The following is a 14,818-nucleotide window of genomic DNA, read 5'->3' on the forward strand; positions in this document are numbered from 1 at the left end:
GCTCGGAGGATGGCAGCGGACACGCGGGACGAGGACCGGCCGGAGACCCGACCGGCCGACCGGCCGGTCCCGCTGACGGCCGTGCCGCCTGCCGGGCCCCCTGTCGTCGTCGGGGTGAGTCCCGGCCAGCCGGACGTCGTCCTGGTCGAGGCCGCACGCTTCGCCGGTCGGTTCGGCGGCGAGCTGGTCTGCGCCCACGTGGTCGCCGGCCGTTTCGCCGTCTCGGAGCGCCCGGACGGGAGCGTGGTCTCGGCCTCGATCGACCCGGACTACGACGACGAGCGCGAGCAGGACCTGGAGCCTGCGCTCGTGGAGCACCTCGCCGCGGTCCTCGGCCCGACCGGCGTCCGGTGGAGCACCCGGCTCCTGGTCGGCGACACGGCCGACGCGCTGGGACGTCTCGCGGACACGCTCGACGCGGCGATGGTCGTGGTCGGCGCGCACCGCCACGGGCTCGCCCGGGGCGTGCAGGAGCTGTTCAACCGTTCGGTCGCCGTGCACCTGGCCCACCGCCAGGTGCGGCCCGTGGTCGTCGTGCCCGTGCGGGCGACGGACAGGCACGGGCAGGGGGTCGGGTGACCGGCCGGGGCGCCCGGCCCGGCTATCTGCGCTGGTCGTCGATCGGGCTCGTCGTGCTCGGAGGGGCGTTCGGTGCGGCAGCGCGCGAGGGGGTCGTCCTCGCGATCCCCGACCTTCATGAGGTGCCCGTCGCGATCCTGGTGGTCAACGTCGTGGGGGCCTTCGTGCTGGGGTGCCTGACGGAGGTGGTCCTGCGCCGCCTGCCCGACGACCCGCGCGGTCCGCGGCTGCGCCTCCTGCTCGGGACGGGCTTCTGCGGCGGCTTCACGACGTACAGCACGCTCGCGACCGACGTCGCCCTGCTGCTCGACTCGTCCCGCGCGGGGCTGGGCGTCGCGTACGCGCTCACGACGGTGCTCGTCGGCGCGGGCGCGACCCTCGCGGGCATCGTCGTGGCGGCCCGGTACGACGCGCGCTCGCGGCGCGTGGACTGCAGGACCGTCCGATGACGCCGGGGGTCTTCGTCCTGCTGGCCGTCGCGGGCGGCCTGGGTGCCGGCGTGCGGTTCGTGGTCGACGGGCTGGTGCGGTCCCGGGTCCGGACGGAGTTCCCGTGGCCGACCGCGGTGATCAACATGTCGGGCTCGCTGCTCCTCGGCGCGCTGACGGGGCTGCTCGTCGCCCACCTGGTGTCGAGCGACGTGGCGGCCGTCGTCGGCACGGGCTTCCTCGGTGGTTACACCACGTTCAGCACCGCGAGCTACGAGACCGTCCAGCTCGTGCGTCAGCGCAGGTACGGGCTGGCGTTCGCCTACTCGCTCGGGATCCTGGTGGCGTGCGTGGGGCTGGCCTGGGCGGGCTATTCCTGGGGCGTCGCACGCTGACAGCACCGTCACGGAGGCGTAGCGTCGAGCCATGGCCACCTGGGAGGACGTGGACCGCATCGCGGCGGTGCTGCCCGACACGGCCGAGCACCGTCCGCGCGAGTGGGCCGTGCACGGCCGCAACTTCGCGTGGGAGCGTCCGCTGCGCCGTCGGGACCTCGACGAGCTGGGCGCCTCCGCGCCGGACGCCGCACCCCTCGGGTTCTACGTCGCCGACGAGGGCGAGAAGCTCGCGCTCGTGGGCGACGAGCCGAGCACCTTCTTCACGACGGCCCACTTCGCGGGCTACCCGATCGTGCTCGCGCGGCTCGACCGCGTCGCGGTCCCCGAGCTCGAGGAGCTCCTGACGGACTCCTGGCTGGCGCGGGCCCCCCGGCGCCTCGCGCAGTCGTTCCTGGACACGACCGAGTAGGCCCCACGGCCCGACGGCGCCGCTCCCCCACCGCGCCGAGCGGCGGCCCTACCGGCGGACGGCTCTCCGGACGCCGCTCGCCCGGCCCGAGCGGCCGTTCCGGCCTACGCTCGGCTCATGACGTTCGCCGAGGTGATCGAGGTCGTCGGCAAGGTGGTCGACGCGGCGGGGGTCGCCGCGATCGTCGTCGGTGCCCTGTTCGCGACGTTCCTGTCCGTGACCCGGCGACGGGAGGGCAACGTCTACCGTCTGTTCCGGCGACGCCTCGGCCGGTCCATCCTGCTCGGGCTCGAGCTCCTGGTCGCGGCCGACATCATCCGTACGGTGGCCGTCACCCCGACGCTCGAGAGCGTCGGGGTGCTCGCCGCGATCGTCCTCATCCGGACGTTCCTCAGCTTCTCCCTCGAGCTCGAGATCACGGGCCGGTGGCCCTGGCAGCAGGCCCCCGAGGAGGACCTGCCGCGCTCCGACGCCGAGGACAGGGACGCGCGCAGCACGGGCACGCGGGACGCGGCGGGAACCGTCGGCCCGTAACGCCGTCGTCCTGCGAGGCCCCGCGTCCCGCGGGGGTCAGCCCGCCGTCGAGAAGAGCACCGACTCGTACTCCCACGCCCCGACGTCGACCTCCATGGTCAGGTCGGCGGGGTCGGTGACTCCGAAGACCACGGGGAACGTCACGGACTGGCCGGGGAGCAACGAGGTGCTCGGGCCGCTGCCGATCGAGCTCGCCGCGTCGAAGACCTGGGTCCCCTCGGCACCTCCCGACGAGAGCGTGACGTACGTGAGCGCCGGGTCGAACGCCTCGGAGGTACCGTTCGTCAGCGTGAGGTCCACCCGGACGAACTGCGTGAAGCCCTCGCCGCCCACCGACGTGTCGCTGGGCGTGAACGCGACCGGGACGCTCGCGCCGACCTCGAGACCGTCCTCGAACACCGCGGCGTCGCCGAAGACCAGGGCCGACAGGTCGTCACCGACCGTGGTGTCCTCGGCCGTGCCCGCCGGGGTCTCGTCCGCGCCGGCTCCTGCGGGGGCCGTGCTCGTGACGCTCGTGGACTCCAGGCTCGTGGAGAGCTCTTCAAGTGCTGCGACGAAGAAGACCTGGGAGACGACGACACCGACGCCCGCGACGGACGAGACGACGATCGCGGCGATCGACCGTCCCTTGCCGGTGCCGAGCGGCCGGGCCTGGACGAGGCCGACGATCCCCAGGACGAGCCCCGCGAGCGCCAGGACCGCCGCGAAGAGGTTGATGATCGGGATCAGGCAGAGCACGAGCGCGACGAGCGCGAGCACGAGCCCGGTCGTCGCGAGCACGTTCGACCGCGGGGGCGGGACCGAGCCGTGGGGAGGACGGTGGACGGGCTGCTCCGGTGCCCACGTCGCCGGCCCTCCGGGCTGCGGGTACGGCGTGCCCGGTGGCGGCGCGGTGGGATACCCGGTCGGCGAGGGGTTCGGCTCGGAGGTTCCGGGAGGGGGGTAGCTCATTCGTCTGCTCTGCTTCTGGTCGTGCACGGCACGGCGGCGCCGGGGTGTGCGTGGAGGAGCCGCACGTCGCCCCCGCACGAACTCCGGAACAAGCGTCCCATGTGTGGAGATGCCGCAGAGGGGGCTCTCGGGTGAAAACGACCGCGGTCCCAGGACCACGGGGCCGTCGAGCCCCCGGGGGGTGCCACGCCGCCGTCGAGCCCCCAGGGGGCACGCGCCCCGAGCGACCCTCAGCGCGAGTCCGTCGCCCTGTGCGGGGGCGCCGGGTCCGCCGCCCCCTGCACGGGAGGCGGGTTCACGAGGACCACCTCGGCCGTGTCCCGCTCCCCGGCGGTCCGCTGGTCCCAGCCCGGCTTGCGCAGGGCGTAGAAGAGCAGCGGCGGACCACCGAGGACCACTACTACGGCGGCCACCACGAAGGGGTAGGCGGCGGGCGGGACCCCCGTGAAACCCTCGGGCGGCACGAAGGCCAGCACGAAGGCCGCGGCGCACGCGACGAAGCCCACGCCCGCGACGAACGTCATCGCGGGGGTCCGGTAGGTCCGCACGACGTCCGGCTTGGAACGTCGGAGCCGGATCGCCGCCGCGAACATCATCATGTACATGATCAGGTAGAGCGCAGCCGCCATGTCGATGAGCGCGATGAACGCCGTGTTGATGTTCGGGATGACGATGAACAGCAGCGCCAGGACCGACACCACGATCCCCTGGACCCCGAGAATGCCCACCTGGACGCCCGCCTTGTTGCGCTTCTGGAGCGCCGGAGGAAGAAGGCCCGTCCGCGCCGCCGCGAGCAGCCCGCGCGAGGGACCCGCGATCCAGGTCACGACCGAGGCGAAGGCGCCCAGGGCGATGAGGGCCGAGATCGCGGTGACCGCCCACGGCATGTCCCACTTGTCGAAGAACACCTGGAACGCGAGGTTGATGCCGTTGGTCAGGCCCAGGTCCTTCTTGGGCACCGCGACCGCCATCGCGATCGTGGGCAGGATGAACACCACGAGGATCAGGAGCGTCGCGACGGCGATCGACTTGGGGAACCCCTTCCCGGGATTCTTCAGGTCGTTCGCGTGGACGGCGTTGACCTCCATCCCCGCGTACGCGAGAACGTTGGAGACCACGAGGACGATCGACGCGATCCCGGTCCACGGCGGGATGACGGCGGACGCCTCCAGCGAGGTCTCCGACTTCTCCCCGGTCGCAAGCCAGATCGCACCGAGCACGATCAGCAGGACGGCAGGGAACAGAGTCCCCAGGATGCCGCTCCACGACCCCACCTTGGCGAACAGGTTGCCGCCCTTGAGCGTGATGAGGGTCGACCCCCAGTACAGGACGAGGATCACGACCGCGGTGTACAGGCCGTTGCTCGCCAGCCCCTGGTTCCCGATCACGAACGACAGGCTCGCTGCGATGAAGGCGATCTGCGTCGGGTACCAGACCACGTTCTGGATCCACTGGAGCCAGATGGCCGTGAAGCCCAGCCGGTTGCCGAAGGCCTCCCGGACCCAGGTGTACACGCCCCCCTTCCACCCTGTGGCCAACTCCGCGGCCACGAGGGCCGTCGGCACGAGGAACACGATCGCAGGAATGACGAACAGGGTGATCGACCCGAGGCCGTAGGCCCCCATGGCAGGCAGCGAACGCAGTGACGCCACGGTGACGACCGTGAGCATCGCGAGCTGGAAGACCGACAGGAAGGCCGTCGCAGTCGCGGCTGGCGCGCCGATGGCGGGCCCGGTGTGCTGCGGATCCTTGCCGTACGGGTGCGGGGTGACATGTTCCGCCCCGGGAGCGTGGGTTCCGTCCGCCCGGACGAACGGGCCCGATGTTGGGCCGTTCGACCGGGTGCGGTCACCCTGAGAGATGGAGTCCATTGCTGTCCCCTTAGTGGTGGAAGCCCGGGTGGTGACCCTCGATGGGCATGGGACCTGATAGGGCGTCGAGGTAGGCGACCTCAGCGTGCAGGTCGTCGATGAGTGCATGTGCGAGATCGATGCTCAGGCCGTTGCGCACCACGATGCGCTGGACCGTGAGGTCCTGGAGGTCTGCGGGCATGGGGTAGGCCGGGACGAGCCATCCCTTGAGCCGCAGGCGGTCCGAGAGGTGATAGAGGTTCCAGTTCTTGCCGTGCCCCTGCGCGATGCTCCAGGCGAAGACGGGGATGTCGCTCCCGTCATTCCACAGGTCGAACTGCGGCATCTTCGCGATCTCGCCCGAGAGGTAGAGCGCGACGTCCTGCGAGGCCTGCTGCACCTTGCGGTAGCCCTCGAACCCGAGCCGCAGGAACAGGTAGTACTGGAGCAGCACCTGGGCGCCCGGGCGCGAGAAGTTGAGCGCGAACGTCGGCATGTCGCCGCCGAGGTAGCTGACTCGGAAGATCAGGTCCTCGGGCAGCGCGGCCTCGTCGCGCCAGACGACCCACCCGAGCCCGGGGTACACGAGCCCGTACTTGTGCCCCGAGGTGTTGATCGACGCGACGCGCGGGACGCGGAAGTCCCACTCGAGGTCCGGCTGGATGAACGGCGCGATCATGGCCCCGGACGCCCCGTCCACGTGGATGGGGACGTCGAGCCCCGTGGCGGCCTGGATGCGGTCGAGCGCCGCTGCGATCTCCGTGACCGGCTCGTACATCCCGGTGTACGTGACCCCGAGGATCGCGACGACCCCGATCGTGTTCTCGTCCACGTACTTCTCGAGCTCGAACCCGTCGAGCACCTTGTGCTCGTACGAGATGGGGACGTAGCGGGCCTCGACGTCCCAGTAGTTGCAGAACTTCTCCCAGCAGACCTGGACCGCGCTCGACAGCACGAGGTTGGGCTTCTCGGTCGACTTCCCCGCGGCGCGGCGCGCGTGCTGCCAGCGCCGCTTGAGCGCGAGCCCGCCCAGCATGGCGGCCTCGGAGGAACCGATGGTCGACGTCCCGATCGTGTCGTCCGGGTCCGGGGCGTTCCACAGGTCGCCGAGGATCTTCCAGCACCGGGTCTCGATCGCGGCCGTGGCCGGGTACTCGTCCTTGTCGATCATGTTCTTGTCGGCCGTCTCCTCGTACAGCCGCTGGGCGTACGGGTCCATCCACGTGCCGACAAACGTCGCGAGGTTCAGGCGGGCGTTGCCATCGAGCATCGCCTCGTCATGGACGATCTGGTAGGCCGTCTCGGGAAGTGACTCTCCGGACGGCAGGACGTTGCGGGGGAGCTCGGTCGCCTCGCCGGGGCGGGCGAACAGTGGGTTGAGCGCGACGACGTCGCGCTCCTCGGACTCTGCACCTCGGGCTGATCCAGACATGTTCATTACCTTTCGTCGGACGGTAGTCGGCGGCACGGTGTCCCGCCGCTTGCTGTCGATCGATGCGGCCCCGGGAGTCGGTCGCCGGGCCCGCGAGCGGCCGCCGGGCGTCGAGCAGGCGACCTGCCAGAGCGGCGGGCCGTGGTCCGGGCCCGCCGAGGACACGGCCCGACGCCCCGCCAGGAGCACGGGCCGCTCCCGTGTCGCGACGACGGTCCGTGCTGGTCGAGAAGCCGGGTGTCCCCTCTCACCGCACCCCGGCTCGTCCAAGGAGTCTCACCTTCACCGTGACAGACGTCACCTGGTTCAGCCAGCGGTAGGGACCGTGCCCGGGCCGCTCGTCCCGGGCCGACGAGGGTCGCCCCACCGTCCGACGCCTACCCTGGAGCCATGCCCACGCTCCCCGCTCCCCACCGCACGCGCCCTCCCGTGGCGCGCGACGCCGTCGGGCCGGGACGGCTCGCCGGGGACGAGTGGCTCCTCCTCGCCGAGGCCCACGCCGAGCGCGCCGACGCCCTGACCGCGGGCTGGCGCGAGCGCCGGACCCGAGGCGAGAAGCACGCCGTCGAGGACTTCCTCTTCACCTACTACCCCACGCGCCCGGCCCAGCTCCGCCGGTGGCACCCGGGTGCGGGCGTCACGCTCTCCGGTGCCAGCGGCAGGCCCGACGGCGCCGCTCCCCTCCTCGCCGAGCGCGCCACCTGGCGGTGGTACGGGGCCGACGCCACCGGCGACGTGACGCTCGACGTCGACGCGTTCCTCGCCGACCGCGGCGAGACCGTGCGCTACGCGCGCGAGCTGCTCTCGGCCACGGCCTCACGACCCGCGACGCTCGGCTGCTTCGGGCTCCACGAGTGGGCCATGGTCTACCGCGACCACGCCCAGGGGCGCGACCACCGTCACCCCCTGCCGCTGCGGCTGGGTGCCCGCGGCACCGACGACGTCGTGGCCTCGCACCCCGTGCGCTGCTCGCACTTCGACGCGTTCCGCTTCTTCACCCCCGAGGCCGTGAGCCTCAACCGGCTCCAGCCCACGCGCGAGACCCAGCCCGCGCTCGAACAACCGGGCTGCCTGCACGCCAACATGGACCTCTACAAGTGGGCGACCAAGCTGTCGCCCGCCGTGCCGAGCGGTCTGGTCCTCGACGCGTTCGAGCTCGCGCGCGACATCCGCTGGGTCGACATGCGGGCCAGCCCCTACGACGTGTCGTCCTACGGGGTCGCCCCCGTGGCGATCGAGACGCCCGAGGGCAAGGCCGAGTACGTACGGCTCCAACGCGGGTTCGCCGAGCGGTCCGCGACGCTGCGCGAACGGCTGGTCGAGGTCTGCGAACGCCTGCTGGGCTGAGGCGTGCGACAGTTGCCCGCCGACACCGCGCGGCTCGAGATCTGTCCGACCTGACCGACCCACGGCCGAGGACCCGGTGGGCTTTGGCCTGCCGACAGGGTGCCTGCCGGGCGCGCGAGGAGGGGGTACGGCGACCTGGCAGGATCGGGGCATGACCCGACCGCCGCTCGCCGAGATCCCGACGGGGCCCGTGCCCGTCCCACCCGCCGTCCGCTCGCTCGTCGACGCCGCGGGGGGCGGGGACCTGGTCCCGGTGTGGAAGAACGACCTCGGCGGCCTCACGTTCCGCTGGGGCACGGGCGCCACGGCTCGGTACGTCAAGTGGGTCGCGGCCGGGACGCCGGAGATCGACCTGCTCGCCGAGGCCGAGCGGCTCGCGTGGGCCTCACGGTTCGCGACCGTGCCACGCGTGCTCGACGCCGGGCAGGACGAGGTCGGTGCCTGGCTCGTGACCGAGGCGATCGACGCGGCGTCGGCCGTCGACCCGCGCTGGATCGCCGAGCCCGTGACGGCCGCGGCGGCGATCGGTCACGGGCTGCGCGTCCTGCACGACACGCTGCCTGTCGAGGACTGCCCGTTCACGTGGGGCGTCGAGGCGCGCATCGCGCGCGCCGACGAGCGGATCGCCGACGGCGAGGGACCGTCCGACTGGTTCCCCGAGCACGCGCAGCTCTCGGTCGCCGAGGCGCGTCCGCTCCTCGACCTGACTCCTCCCGTGGACCGGCTCGTCGTGTGCCACGGCGACGCGTGCGCGCCCAACACCCTGCTGGCCGCCGACGGCACGTTCGCGGCGCACGTCGACCTCGGGTCGCTCGGGGTCGCCGACCGCTGGGCGGACCTGGCCGTGGCCGCGTGGAGCACCGAGTGGAACTACGGGCCGGGCTACGACGGGATCGTGTACGAGGCCTACGGCATCGAGCCCGACAAGGAGCGCATCGCCTACTACCGCCTGCTCTGGGACCTGGGCTGACGCCACGGCCCCCGGGGCCGAGCGGCCCCGGCTACGCCTTCGAGCCCTCCTGGACCGGCGCCCACACGTCGCCCGGGACGTCACCCGGCAGGTCCGGGTTCCCGACCCCGACGAACCGGTCCCCGCCCCCGCCCTTGCGCAGGCGCTCGTAGTCCTTGAGCGCCCCGAACGCCCAGCGGCCCAGCAGCGTGATCGCCACGAGGTTGACGAGCGCCATGAGCGCCATCGCGACGTCCGCCACGGCCCAGACGGCCTCGAGCTCGATGAGCGAGCCGATCCCGATCGCGGCGAGCACGAGCGTGCGCAGCGCGGTCAGCGCCTTGGCACGGATGCCGAGGAAGGTCAGGTTGACCTCGGCGTACGAGTAGTTGCCCAGCACCGAGGAGAACGCGAAGACGAACACGAGGATCGTCATGGGCCACACGGTCCACGTCCCGAGCTGGGCCGCGACGGCCTGCTGCGTGAGCGAGGCCCCGGCGGCGTCGGTCGTGGTGCCCGGGTCGAACACGGACGGCCCTGCCATGAGGATGATGAAGGCCGTGGCCGAGCAGACCACGATCGTGTCGACGAACACCCCGAGCGACTGGATGAGCCCCTGCTTGGCCGGGTGCGAGACCGTCGCGGTCGCGGCCGCGTTCGGGGCGCTGCCCATGCCCGCCTCGTTCGAGAACAGGCCGCGCTTGACCCCGTTGAGCAGCGCGGCGAGGATCCCGCCGGCCGTGCCCGCGACGGCCTGGTCCAGGCCGAACGCGCCCTCGACGATCTGCCGGACCACGCCCGGCACCGCGCCGAGGTTCATGAGGATGATCGTGGCCGCGAGCAGGACGTAGACCCCCGCCATGATCGGCAGGACGATCCCCGCGACCTTCGCGACACGCTTGACCCCGCCGAACAGGACGGGGGCCGCGAGGATCATGAGGAACACCGCGGTCCAGCCCGGCGCCACGGCGTGGCCGTTGTCGAGCGCCTCGCTGATCGTGTTGGCCTGCACCATGTTGAACGCGAAGCCGAACGCGAAGATCAGCAGGATCGCGAACACGATCCCCCACCGCCGCGAGCCCAGGCCGCGCTGGATGTAGTACGCGGGGCCGCCGCGGTAGGAGCCGTCGTCGGCCCGGACCTTGAAGATCTGTCCGAGCGTCGCCTCGACGAACGCCGTGGCCATGCCGAGGAGCGCGACGCACCACATCCAGAAGATCGCGCCGGGGCCGCCGAGCGTCAGCGCGATCGCGACGCCCGCGATGTTGCCCGTGCCCACGCGTGACGCGAGGCCCACGCAGAACGCCTGGAACGAGGAGATACCGCCCTCGGCCGCACCGGTCGAGCCCCCGACGAGGCGGAACATGAGCCCGAACAGCCGCACCTGGACGGCACGCGTGCGGACCGTGAACCAGATGCCGGCGCCGATGAGGACGTAGATCAGGACGTACGAGTACAGGGCGTTGCTCAACGGGTCGATCAGCGCCTCCTGCAGGACCTCCATGCGTTCACTCCTTCAGCCCGACGGCGGTGCTGCCGTCCCGACGGACGCTAGCCGCTGGCGGTGGTCGTGTCGCGACGGGCGCTCAGCGCGGCTGCTCGTGGGCTCGTTCGCCTCGCCGGGCCTTGTCGGCCGTCTCGGCGATCCGCGCAGCCCGGGTCTGCGGGCGCCTGGCGTCGGCGACCCATCCCAGGATCAGCCGACGAACCCCTGGCGGAAAACCGTCCCAGTGCTCCCGGGCGGGTGGTGCCGCCGCGAGCGCCGCGGCCAGGTCGTCGGGGACGACGAGCGCCTCGGCGTCGTCGTACCTCGTCCAGGACCCGTCGGCCTTCGCGGCCTCGACCACCGCCCGCCCCGCGTCGGTCATCCTGCCGTCGGCCTCCGCGCGGGCGACCCGCTCCTTGCTCAGCCGCGTCCACCGGCTGCCGGGCCGACGCCGGGTCAGCCACATCATCGAGCGGTCGTCGTCGATCGTCCGGACCGTCCCGTCGATCCAGCCGAAGCTCAGCGCCTCCTCGATGAGCGCGTCGTAGTCGATCGGGGCGCGACCGGAGGCCCGGCGCCACTGCACGACCCACACCCCGGGCACCTCGTCGGCGTGGTGCTCGACGAGCCAGGCCCGCCACTCGGCGGCGGTCTCGGGGTGGAAGCGAGGCGCGTCCACGCGCCGGTCGGTCACCATGCGCCCAGACTGCCACGGGGCGTCGTGCTCTTTCGCGGCGAGACCAGCGGGTCCCGGTCACGCGAACGGAGAGGGGAGGTGCTGGTCCGGGACGCGTCCGGACCAGCACCTCCCCCGCTCGCGGGTCAGTCGCAGGTGGCAGCGTCGTAGGACGCCACGACCTCCTGCGAGCGACCGTCCTGGGTGACCGCGACCGTGACCTGGCCCGCCTCGACCGCGCCAGAACGCGTCGCGAACGACGCCGACGCACTCTTGCCCGACGCCAGACCCACGAACGACCTGCTGCCGAACGCCGACGACACCTTCACGTCCACCGGCGACTCCTCACCGCTCACCGCACGCACCGAGACCACCACACGCCCCGCCACGCACTGCGTCCTCGCCGAGACCACCACATCGAACACGGGCCCCTCCACGACCGCATCGCTCGCCACCGCGAACACGTGCAGGTCCTTGTTCCGCGGGAACGTGATCGAGACGATCTTCTTGCCCTCGGGGGCCACGTAGGGGGCCGTGGAGAACACGAACGCACTGTCCTTGTCCCCGTTGCGGCGGTCCATGCGCGCGACCACCGCGTTCCCCAGGACCGGGCTGCCGTCCGCGCTGGGCAGGACCCAGTCACCGAAGCCGACCGTGGTCGTGGCCGTGGTCCCGTCCGTGAACGTCACGGTCGCCTGGCCCTGCTGGGTCCCGTTGGTCGCAGCACCGACGAGCGAGAAGCCCGTGCTCGGCGCCGGCAGGACGACCGTCTCGCCGTCGAGCGTGAGCGAGTCCGGGCGTCCTTCGGGCGAGGAGGGCCAGACGAACGGCAGCCCGCCGACGTCGTGCGCCGAACCCGGCGTGAGCCCCGCCTGCGCGAGCGCCTCGCGCGAGAACGAGTTCCCCGCACCGTCGAAGTTGGCGCCGCCCCGCTGGGCCTGGCTCGCGCTCCCCACCGTGTCGAACGCCGCGAACAGGCTTCCCTCGGCCGCGACCCGCACCGTGACCGGGACACGCCTCTCGGTACCCCCGGCCGTGAGCGTGACCTCGACGTCGTGGAAGCCCTCGGGCACGTCCTGCCCCACCGCGAAGGTGAGGTCACCGCGCAGGTGACCTGCGCCGTCGGGCACGAGGGCCTCACCCGTGACCGTGATGCCCGTGGGCGCGTCGACCGAGACCGCGACCTGGGCTTCCAGGTCCCCGAAGAGCTGGGCGTCGACCGGCGACGTCGCCGTGCCGCCCGGGGCGACCGAGACGAGCGCGCTCCCCGCGTTCGCGACGAGCCCCTGCTCACCCTCGCGGAACGACGGCGGCGAGGCCTCGGGCGACGTGCCCCAGGACGTGTCGCGCTCGGCCGACAGGGCCAGCTCGACGACCCCGCCCTCGTGGATCAGGCCCTCGGGCAGGTAGGTCCGGTCCCAGGGCTGCCCGTCGACCGTCATGCCCGTGATGTACCGCTGCCCCGTCGACGCGCCCGGCGCCCGCAGGTCGAGCGCCTTGCCGTCTCCGAGGTCGATCACGACCCGGTCGAAGCGCGGGGTGTTGATCGCCAGGACGTCGGTCCCGGGGGTCGTGGGGTACAGGCCCGCGGCGGCCCAGACGTACCAGCCCGCCTGCGCGCCCAGGTCGTCGTTGCCCGGCTTCCCGTCCGGCGTCGGGGAGAACAGCGTCGCGGTGATCTCGTCGACCAGCTCGGTCGTGCGCCAGGGCTGTCCCACGTAGTCGTACAGCCACGGCACGCCGAAGTTCGGCTCGTTGCCGATCCAGAGCCGGGGCTCGTTGGGACCCGAGTTGTGGGTCGTGGTGAACCGGTCGAGCCGCTCGGCCACGGCCTCCCGACCGCCCAGCCCCTCGGTGAGCGCCGCGACGTTCTGCGGGACGAGCCACGTGTACTGCTCGGCGTTGCCCTCGTCGAAGCCTTCCTGCCCGAACCCGCCGCTCCCGTCCGGGACCACGAACGAGCCGTCCGCGTTGCGGGCTGCGACCGTGCTCGTGCTCGGGTCGAAGATGTTCTGCCAGTACTGGCCGCGCGCCTGGTACTCGGCCGCGGTCTCGTCCTGCCCCAGGGCCCCCGCGAGGCGACCGATCGCGAAGTCCGCGACCGACCACTCGAGCGTGATGGACGCCCCGACCACGCGGTGGTCACCCCGGAACTCCTCGGTCTGCGGGGCGTACCCGCGCTCGAGGTAGGTCCCGATCCCGTGCCGCTGGACGTACCCGCTCGGGGTCCGGCCCTCGGTCGTGGCGCCCTTGACCATGTACTCGAGCGCCGTCTCGGCGTCGAAGTCCCGCGCACCGAACGCGTACATGCTCGCGATGAGAGGCACCGAGCTGTCGCCGGTCATCTGCCCCGTGTACCCGTTGGCGACGGGCCAGCGCGGGAGCCAGCCGCCCTCGACGGCCGAGCTCACGAGCGACTGCGCCATGTCCGAGGCGCGCTCGGGGGCGAGCACCGCCTGGAGCGCGCCGAGCGACCGGTAGGTGTCCCAGTCGGAGAAGTTGGCGTACCGGGTGCGACCGTCGGCGACCTGGTGGATCTGCTGGTCGAACCCGACGTAGCGGCCGTCGACGTCGTCGAACGTGTTGGGGTGCATCATCGAGTGGTAGAGCGAGGTGTAGAACATGGTCTTGTCGGCGGCGTCCTCGCCCGCGACCTGGACCTTGCCCAGCAGGTCGGACCAGGCCGCGCGGTTGTCGTCCCTCACCGCGTCGAAGTCCCAGCCCGGGATCTCGGCCGCGAGGTTGGCCTGCGCGCCCTCGACGCTCACATACGACATCGCGACCTTGGCCTGGACCGTCGAGCCCGGCGCGAACGTCGTCCACGCTCCCGCGCGGCTTCCCTTCGCCGAGCGGTCGCCCGTCGTGAGGGTCGTGCCCTCCCACGTGCCGAACGACGAGAAGTCCTGGTCGAACTCGACCGCGTAGTAGAGCGTGTAGCGGTTGCCCTTGCCGCAGAACCCGCCGCTCGACACCGAGCCGGTGACCGTGCGGCTGCCCGTGACCTCGACCGTGGACCCGAAGACCGTGCCGAGCGAACCGCCCGGGTTGACGATGACCTGCGCGTCGCCCGTCTGCGGATAGTCGAACGTCATGCCGCCCGAGCGCGTCGCGGCCGAGAGCTCGGCCTCGATGCCCGAGCTCTTGAGGGTCACCGCGTACCTGCCCACCTCGGCGCTCTCCTGGTCGTGCGAGAACTCCTCCTTGCGGTCCCACGGCGCACTGCCCACGCTCCCGGCGACAGGCAGGATCGGGACGTCGCCGAACACCCAGCACCCGGCCGACGCGTGGTTCATCGAGAACCCGCGGATCGCCTGGTGCGAGTAGCGGTACCCCGCGTACGCCCGGTCGCCGTTCCCCACCGACACCTGGGTGTCGGGCGAGAGCTGCATCATGCCGAACGGCATCGACGGTCCGGGGAAGTTGTTGATCTCCCCCACGACGCCGTTCGCCTGCCCCGTGCCGACCATCGGGTCGACCAGGTCGACCGGGTCGGTCACCAGTCCGGTGTCGGAGGCCCCGGCCGCTGGTGCCGGCGGGGCGGCGACCGCCGCCCCTCCCACGAGCCCCGCGCCCGCAACGGCCGCTGCGGCGAGTGCCGCGACGACCCTTCGTGTCCTGCCTCGTGCTGTTCTCACGCTCTGCTCCCTCGTTGGTCGTACCTGACCTCGTGACGTGCTGCGGAACGCCGGTCGTCCCGGCGGACCGGGGGCGCCCCGCCCGTGTCCTGCGCGTCGGGCGGGTCGCACCGACGTGCCCGCCCGGGGTTCCCTCCCCGGGCG

General features: G+C 72.2%; 13 protein-coding genes. 7 read left to right on the forward strand and 6 right to left on the reverse strand.

Translation table 11 applies throughout. From position 1 onward, the window contains the following. Positions 1 to 9 precede the first annotated feature (9 nt). The 5 genes from ACFWGN_RS04960 to ACFWGN_RS04980 all read left to right on the forward strand — a co-directional run bounded on the left by ACFWGN_RS04960 (position 10) and on the right by ACFWGN_RS04980 (position 2,348). Positions 10 to 579, forward strand: coding sequence for a universal stress protein (locus ACFWGN_RS04960; protein ID WP_191803213.1), 570 nt, complete (start codon positions 10 to 12; stop codon positions 577 to 579). Then, complete coding sequence (locus ACFWGN_RS04965; protein WP_377615951.1) at positions 576 to 1,028, forward strand: fluoride efflux transporter FluC; 453 nt, start codon at positions 576 to 578, stop codon at positions 1,026 to 1,028. Before ACFWGN_RS04960 ends, ACFWGN_RS04965 begins: the two co-directional genes overlap by 4 nt. Next, the gene (locus ACFWGN_RS04970; protein ID WP_191803217.1) at positions 1,025 to 1,402 is read left to right on the forward strand and encodes a CrcB family protein; all 378 of its coding nucleotides are present in this window, start codon (positions 1,025 to 1,027) and stop codon (positions 1,400 to 1,402) included. The genes ACFWGN_RS04965 and ACFWGN_RS04970 overlap by 4 nt, the downstream gene beginning before the upstream one ends. 31 nt (positions 1,403 to 1,433) lie before the next feature. Continuing rightward, positions 1,434 to 1,814, forward strand: coding sequence for an MmcQ/YjbR family DNA-binding protein (locus ACFWGN_RS04975; RefSeq protein WP_191803219.1), 381 nt, complete (start codon positions 1,434 to 1,436; stop codon positions 1,812 to 1,814). A gap of 117 nt (positions 1,815 to 1,931) precedes the next feature. Then, positions 1,932 to 2,348: a DUF1622 domain-containing protein gene (locus ACFWGN_RS04980; protein ID WP_377615952.1), complete on the forward strand. Its 417-nt coding sequence runs from the start codon at positions 1,932 to 1,934 to the stop codon at positions 2,346 to 2,348. A 36-nt stretch (positions 2,349 to 2,384) separates the two neighbouring features. Here ACFWGN_RS04980 and ACFWGN_RS04985 read toward each other — a convergent pair whose 3' ends face one another. The 3 genes from ACFWGN_RS04985 to ACFWGN_RS04995 form a co-directional block, all read right to left on the reverse strand. Continuing rightward, on the reverse strand, positions 2,385 to 3,299 hold the full coding sequence (locus ACFWGN_RS04985; RefSeq protein ID WP_377615953.1) for a hypothetical protein: 915 nt from the start codon (positions 3,297 to 3,299) through the stop codon (positions 2,385 to 2,387). Between the two features lie 230 nt (positions 3,300 to 3,529). Further along, complete coding sequence (locus ACFWGN_RS04990) at positions 3,530 to 5,170, reverse strand: APC family permease (RefSeq protein ID WP_377615954.1); 1,641 nt, start codon at positions 5,168 to 5,170, stop codon at positions 3,530 to 3,532. A 10-nt stretch (positions 5,171 to 5,180) separates the two neighbouring features. After that, on the reverse strand, positions 5,181 to 6,581 hold the full coding sequence (locus ACFWGN_RS04995) for a glutamate decarboxylase (protein WP_377615955.1): 1,401 nt from the start codon (positions 6,579 to 6,581) through the stop codon (positions 5,181 to 5,183). A gap of 390 nt (positions 6,582 to 6,971) precedes the next feature. On the opposite strand from ACFWGN_RS04995, the gene ACFWGN_RS05000 reads away from it, so the two are divergent. Both ACFWGN_RS05000 and ACFWGN_RS05005 read left to right on the forward strand, forming a co-directional pair. Next, a complete protein-coding gene (locus tag ACFWGN_RS05000) occupies positions 6,972 to 7,928 on the forward strand; it encodes a 3-methyladenine DNA glycosylase (protein WP_225220200.1) in 957 nt (318 codons plus the stop codon). 151 nt (positions 7,929 to 8,079) lie between these two features. Then, positions 8,080 to 8,898, forward strand: coding sequence for an aminoglycoside 3'-phosphotransferase (locus ACFWGN_RS05005; protein ID WP_191802929.1), 819 nt, complete (start codon positions 8,080 to 8,082; stop codon positions 8,896 to 8,898). Positions 8,899 to 8,929: 31 nt separating this feature from the next. On the opposite strand, the gene ACFWGN_RS05010 is transcribed toward ACFWGN_RS05005, so the two are convergent. From ACFWGN_RS05010 to ACFWGN_RS05020, 3 genes are all read right to left on the reverse strand, one after another. Beyond that, entirely contained in the window at positions 8,930 to 10,381 is a 1,452-nt protein-coding gene (locus tag ACFWGN_RS05010; protein ID WP_377615956.1) for an alanine/glycine:cation symporter family protein, read from the reverse strand. Positions 10,382 to 10,463: 82 nt separating this feature from the next. Continuing rightward, positions 10,464 to 11,060 (reverse strand): YdeI family protein, encoded by a 597-nt coding sequence (locus tag ACFWGN_RS05015; RefSeq protein ID WP_377615957.1) that lies wholly within the window; start codon positions 11,058 to 11,060, stop codon positions 10,464 to 10,466. Positions 11,061 to 11,185: 125 nt separating this feature from the next. Then, positions 11,186 to 14,674: a GH92 family glycosyl hydrolase gene (locus ACFWGN_RS05020; RefSeq protein ID WP_377615958.1), complete on the reverse strand. Its 3,489-nt coding sequence runs from the start codon at positions 14,672 to 14,674 to the stop codon at positions 11,186 to 11,188. Positions 14,675 to 14,818 lie beyond the last annotated feature (144 nt).

The sequence above is a fragment of the Oerskovia sp. NPDC060338 genome, assembly GCF_042726295.1.
Taxonomy (GTDB): Bacteria; Actinomycetota; Actinomycetes; order Actinomycetales; family Cellulomonadaceae; genus Oerskovia; species Oerskovia merdavium.

Coding starts and splice junctions, on each gene's coding strand:
- ACFWGN_RS04960 (WP_191803213.1), top strand. CDS start 10: ATGGCAGCGGACACGCGGGACGAGGACCGGCCGGAGACCCGACCGGCC.
- ACFWGN_RS04970 (WP_191803217.1), top strand. CDS start 1,025: ATGACGCCGGGGGTCTTCGTCCTGCTGGCCGTCGCGGGCGGCCTGGGT.
- ACFWGN_RS04975 (WP_191803219.1), top strand. CDS start 1,434: ATGGCCACCTGGGAGGACGTGGACCGCATCGCGGCGGTGCTGCCCGAC.
- ACFWGN_RS04980 (WP_377615952.1), top strand. CDS start 1,932: ATGACGTTCGCCGAGGTGATCGAGGTCGTCGGCAAGGTGGTCGACGCG.
- ACFWGN_RS04985 (WP_377615953.1), bottom strand. CDS start 3,299: ATGAGCTACCCCCCTCCCGGAACCTCCGAGCCGAACCCCTCGCCGACC.
- ACFWGN_RS04990 (WP_377615954.1), bottom strand. CDS start 5,170: ATGGACTCCATCTCTCAGGGTGACCGCACCCGGTCGAACGGCCCAACA.
- ACFWGN_RS04995 (WP_377615955.1), bottom strand. CDS start 6,581: ATGTCTGGATCAGCCCGAGGTGCAGAGTCCGAGGAGCGCGACGTCGTC.
- ACFWGN_RS05000 (WP_225220200.1), top strand. CDS start 6,972: ATGCCCACGCTCCCCGCTCCCCACCGCACGCGCCCTCCCGTGGCGCGC.
- ACFWGN_RS05005 (WP_191802929.1), top strand. CDS start 8,080: ATGACCCGACCGCCGCTCGCCGAGATCCCGACGGGGCCCGTGCCCGTC.
- ACFWGN_RS05010 (WP_377615956.1), bottom strand. CDS start 10,381: ATGGAGGTCCTGCAGGAGGCGCTGATCGACCCGTTGAGCAACGCCCTG.
- ACFWGN_RS05015 (WP_377615957.1), bottom strand. CDS start 11,060: ATGGTGACCGACCGGCGCGTGGACGCGCCTCGCTTCCACCCCGAGACC.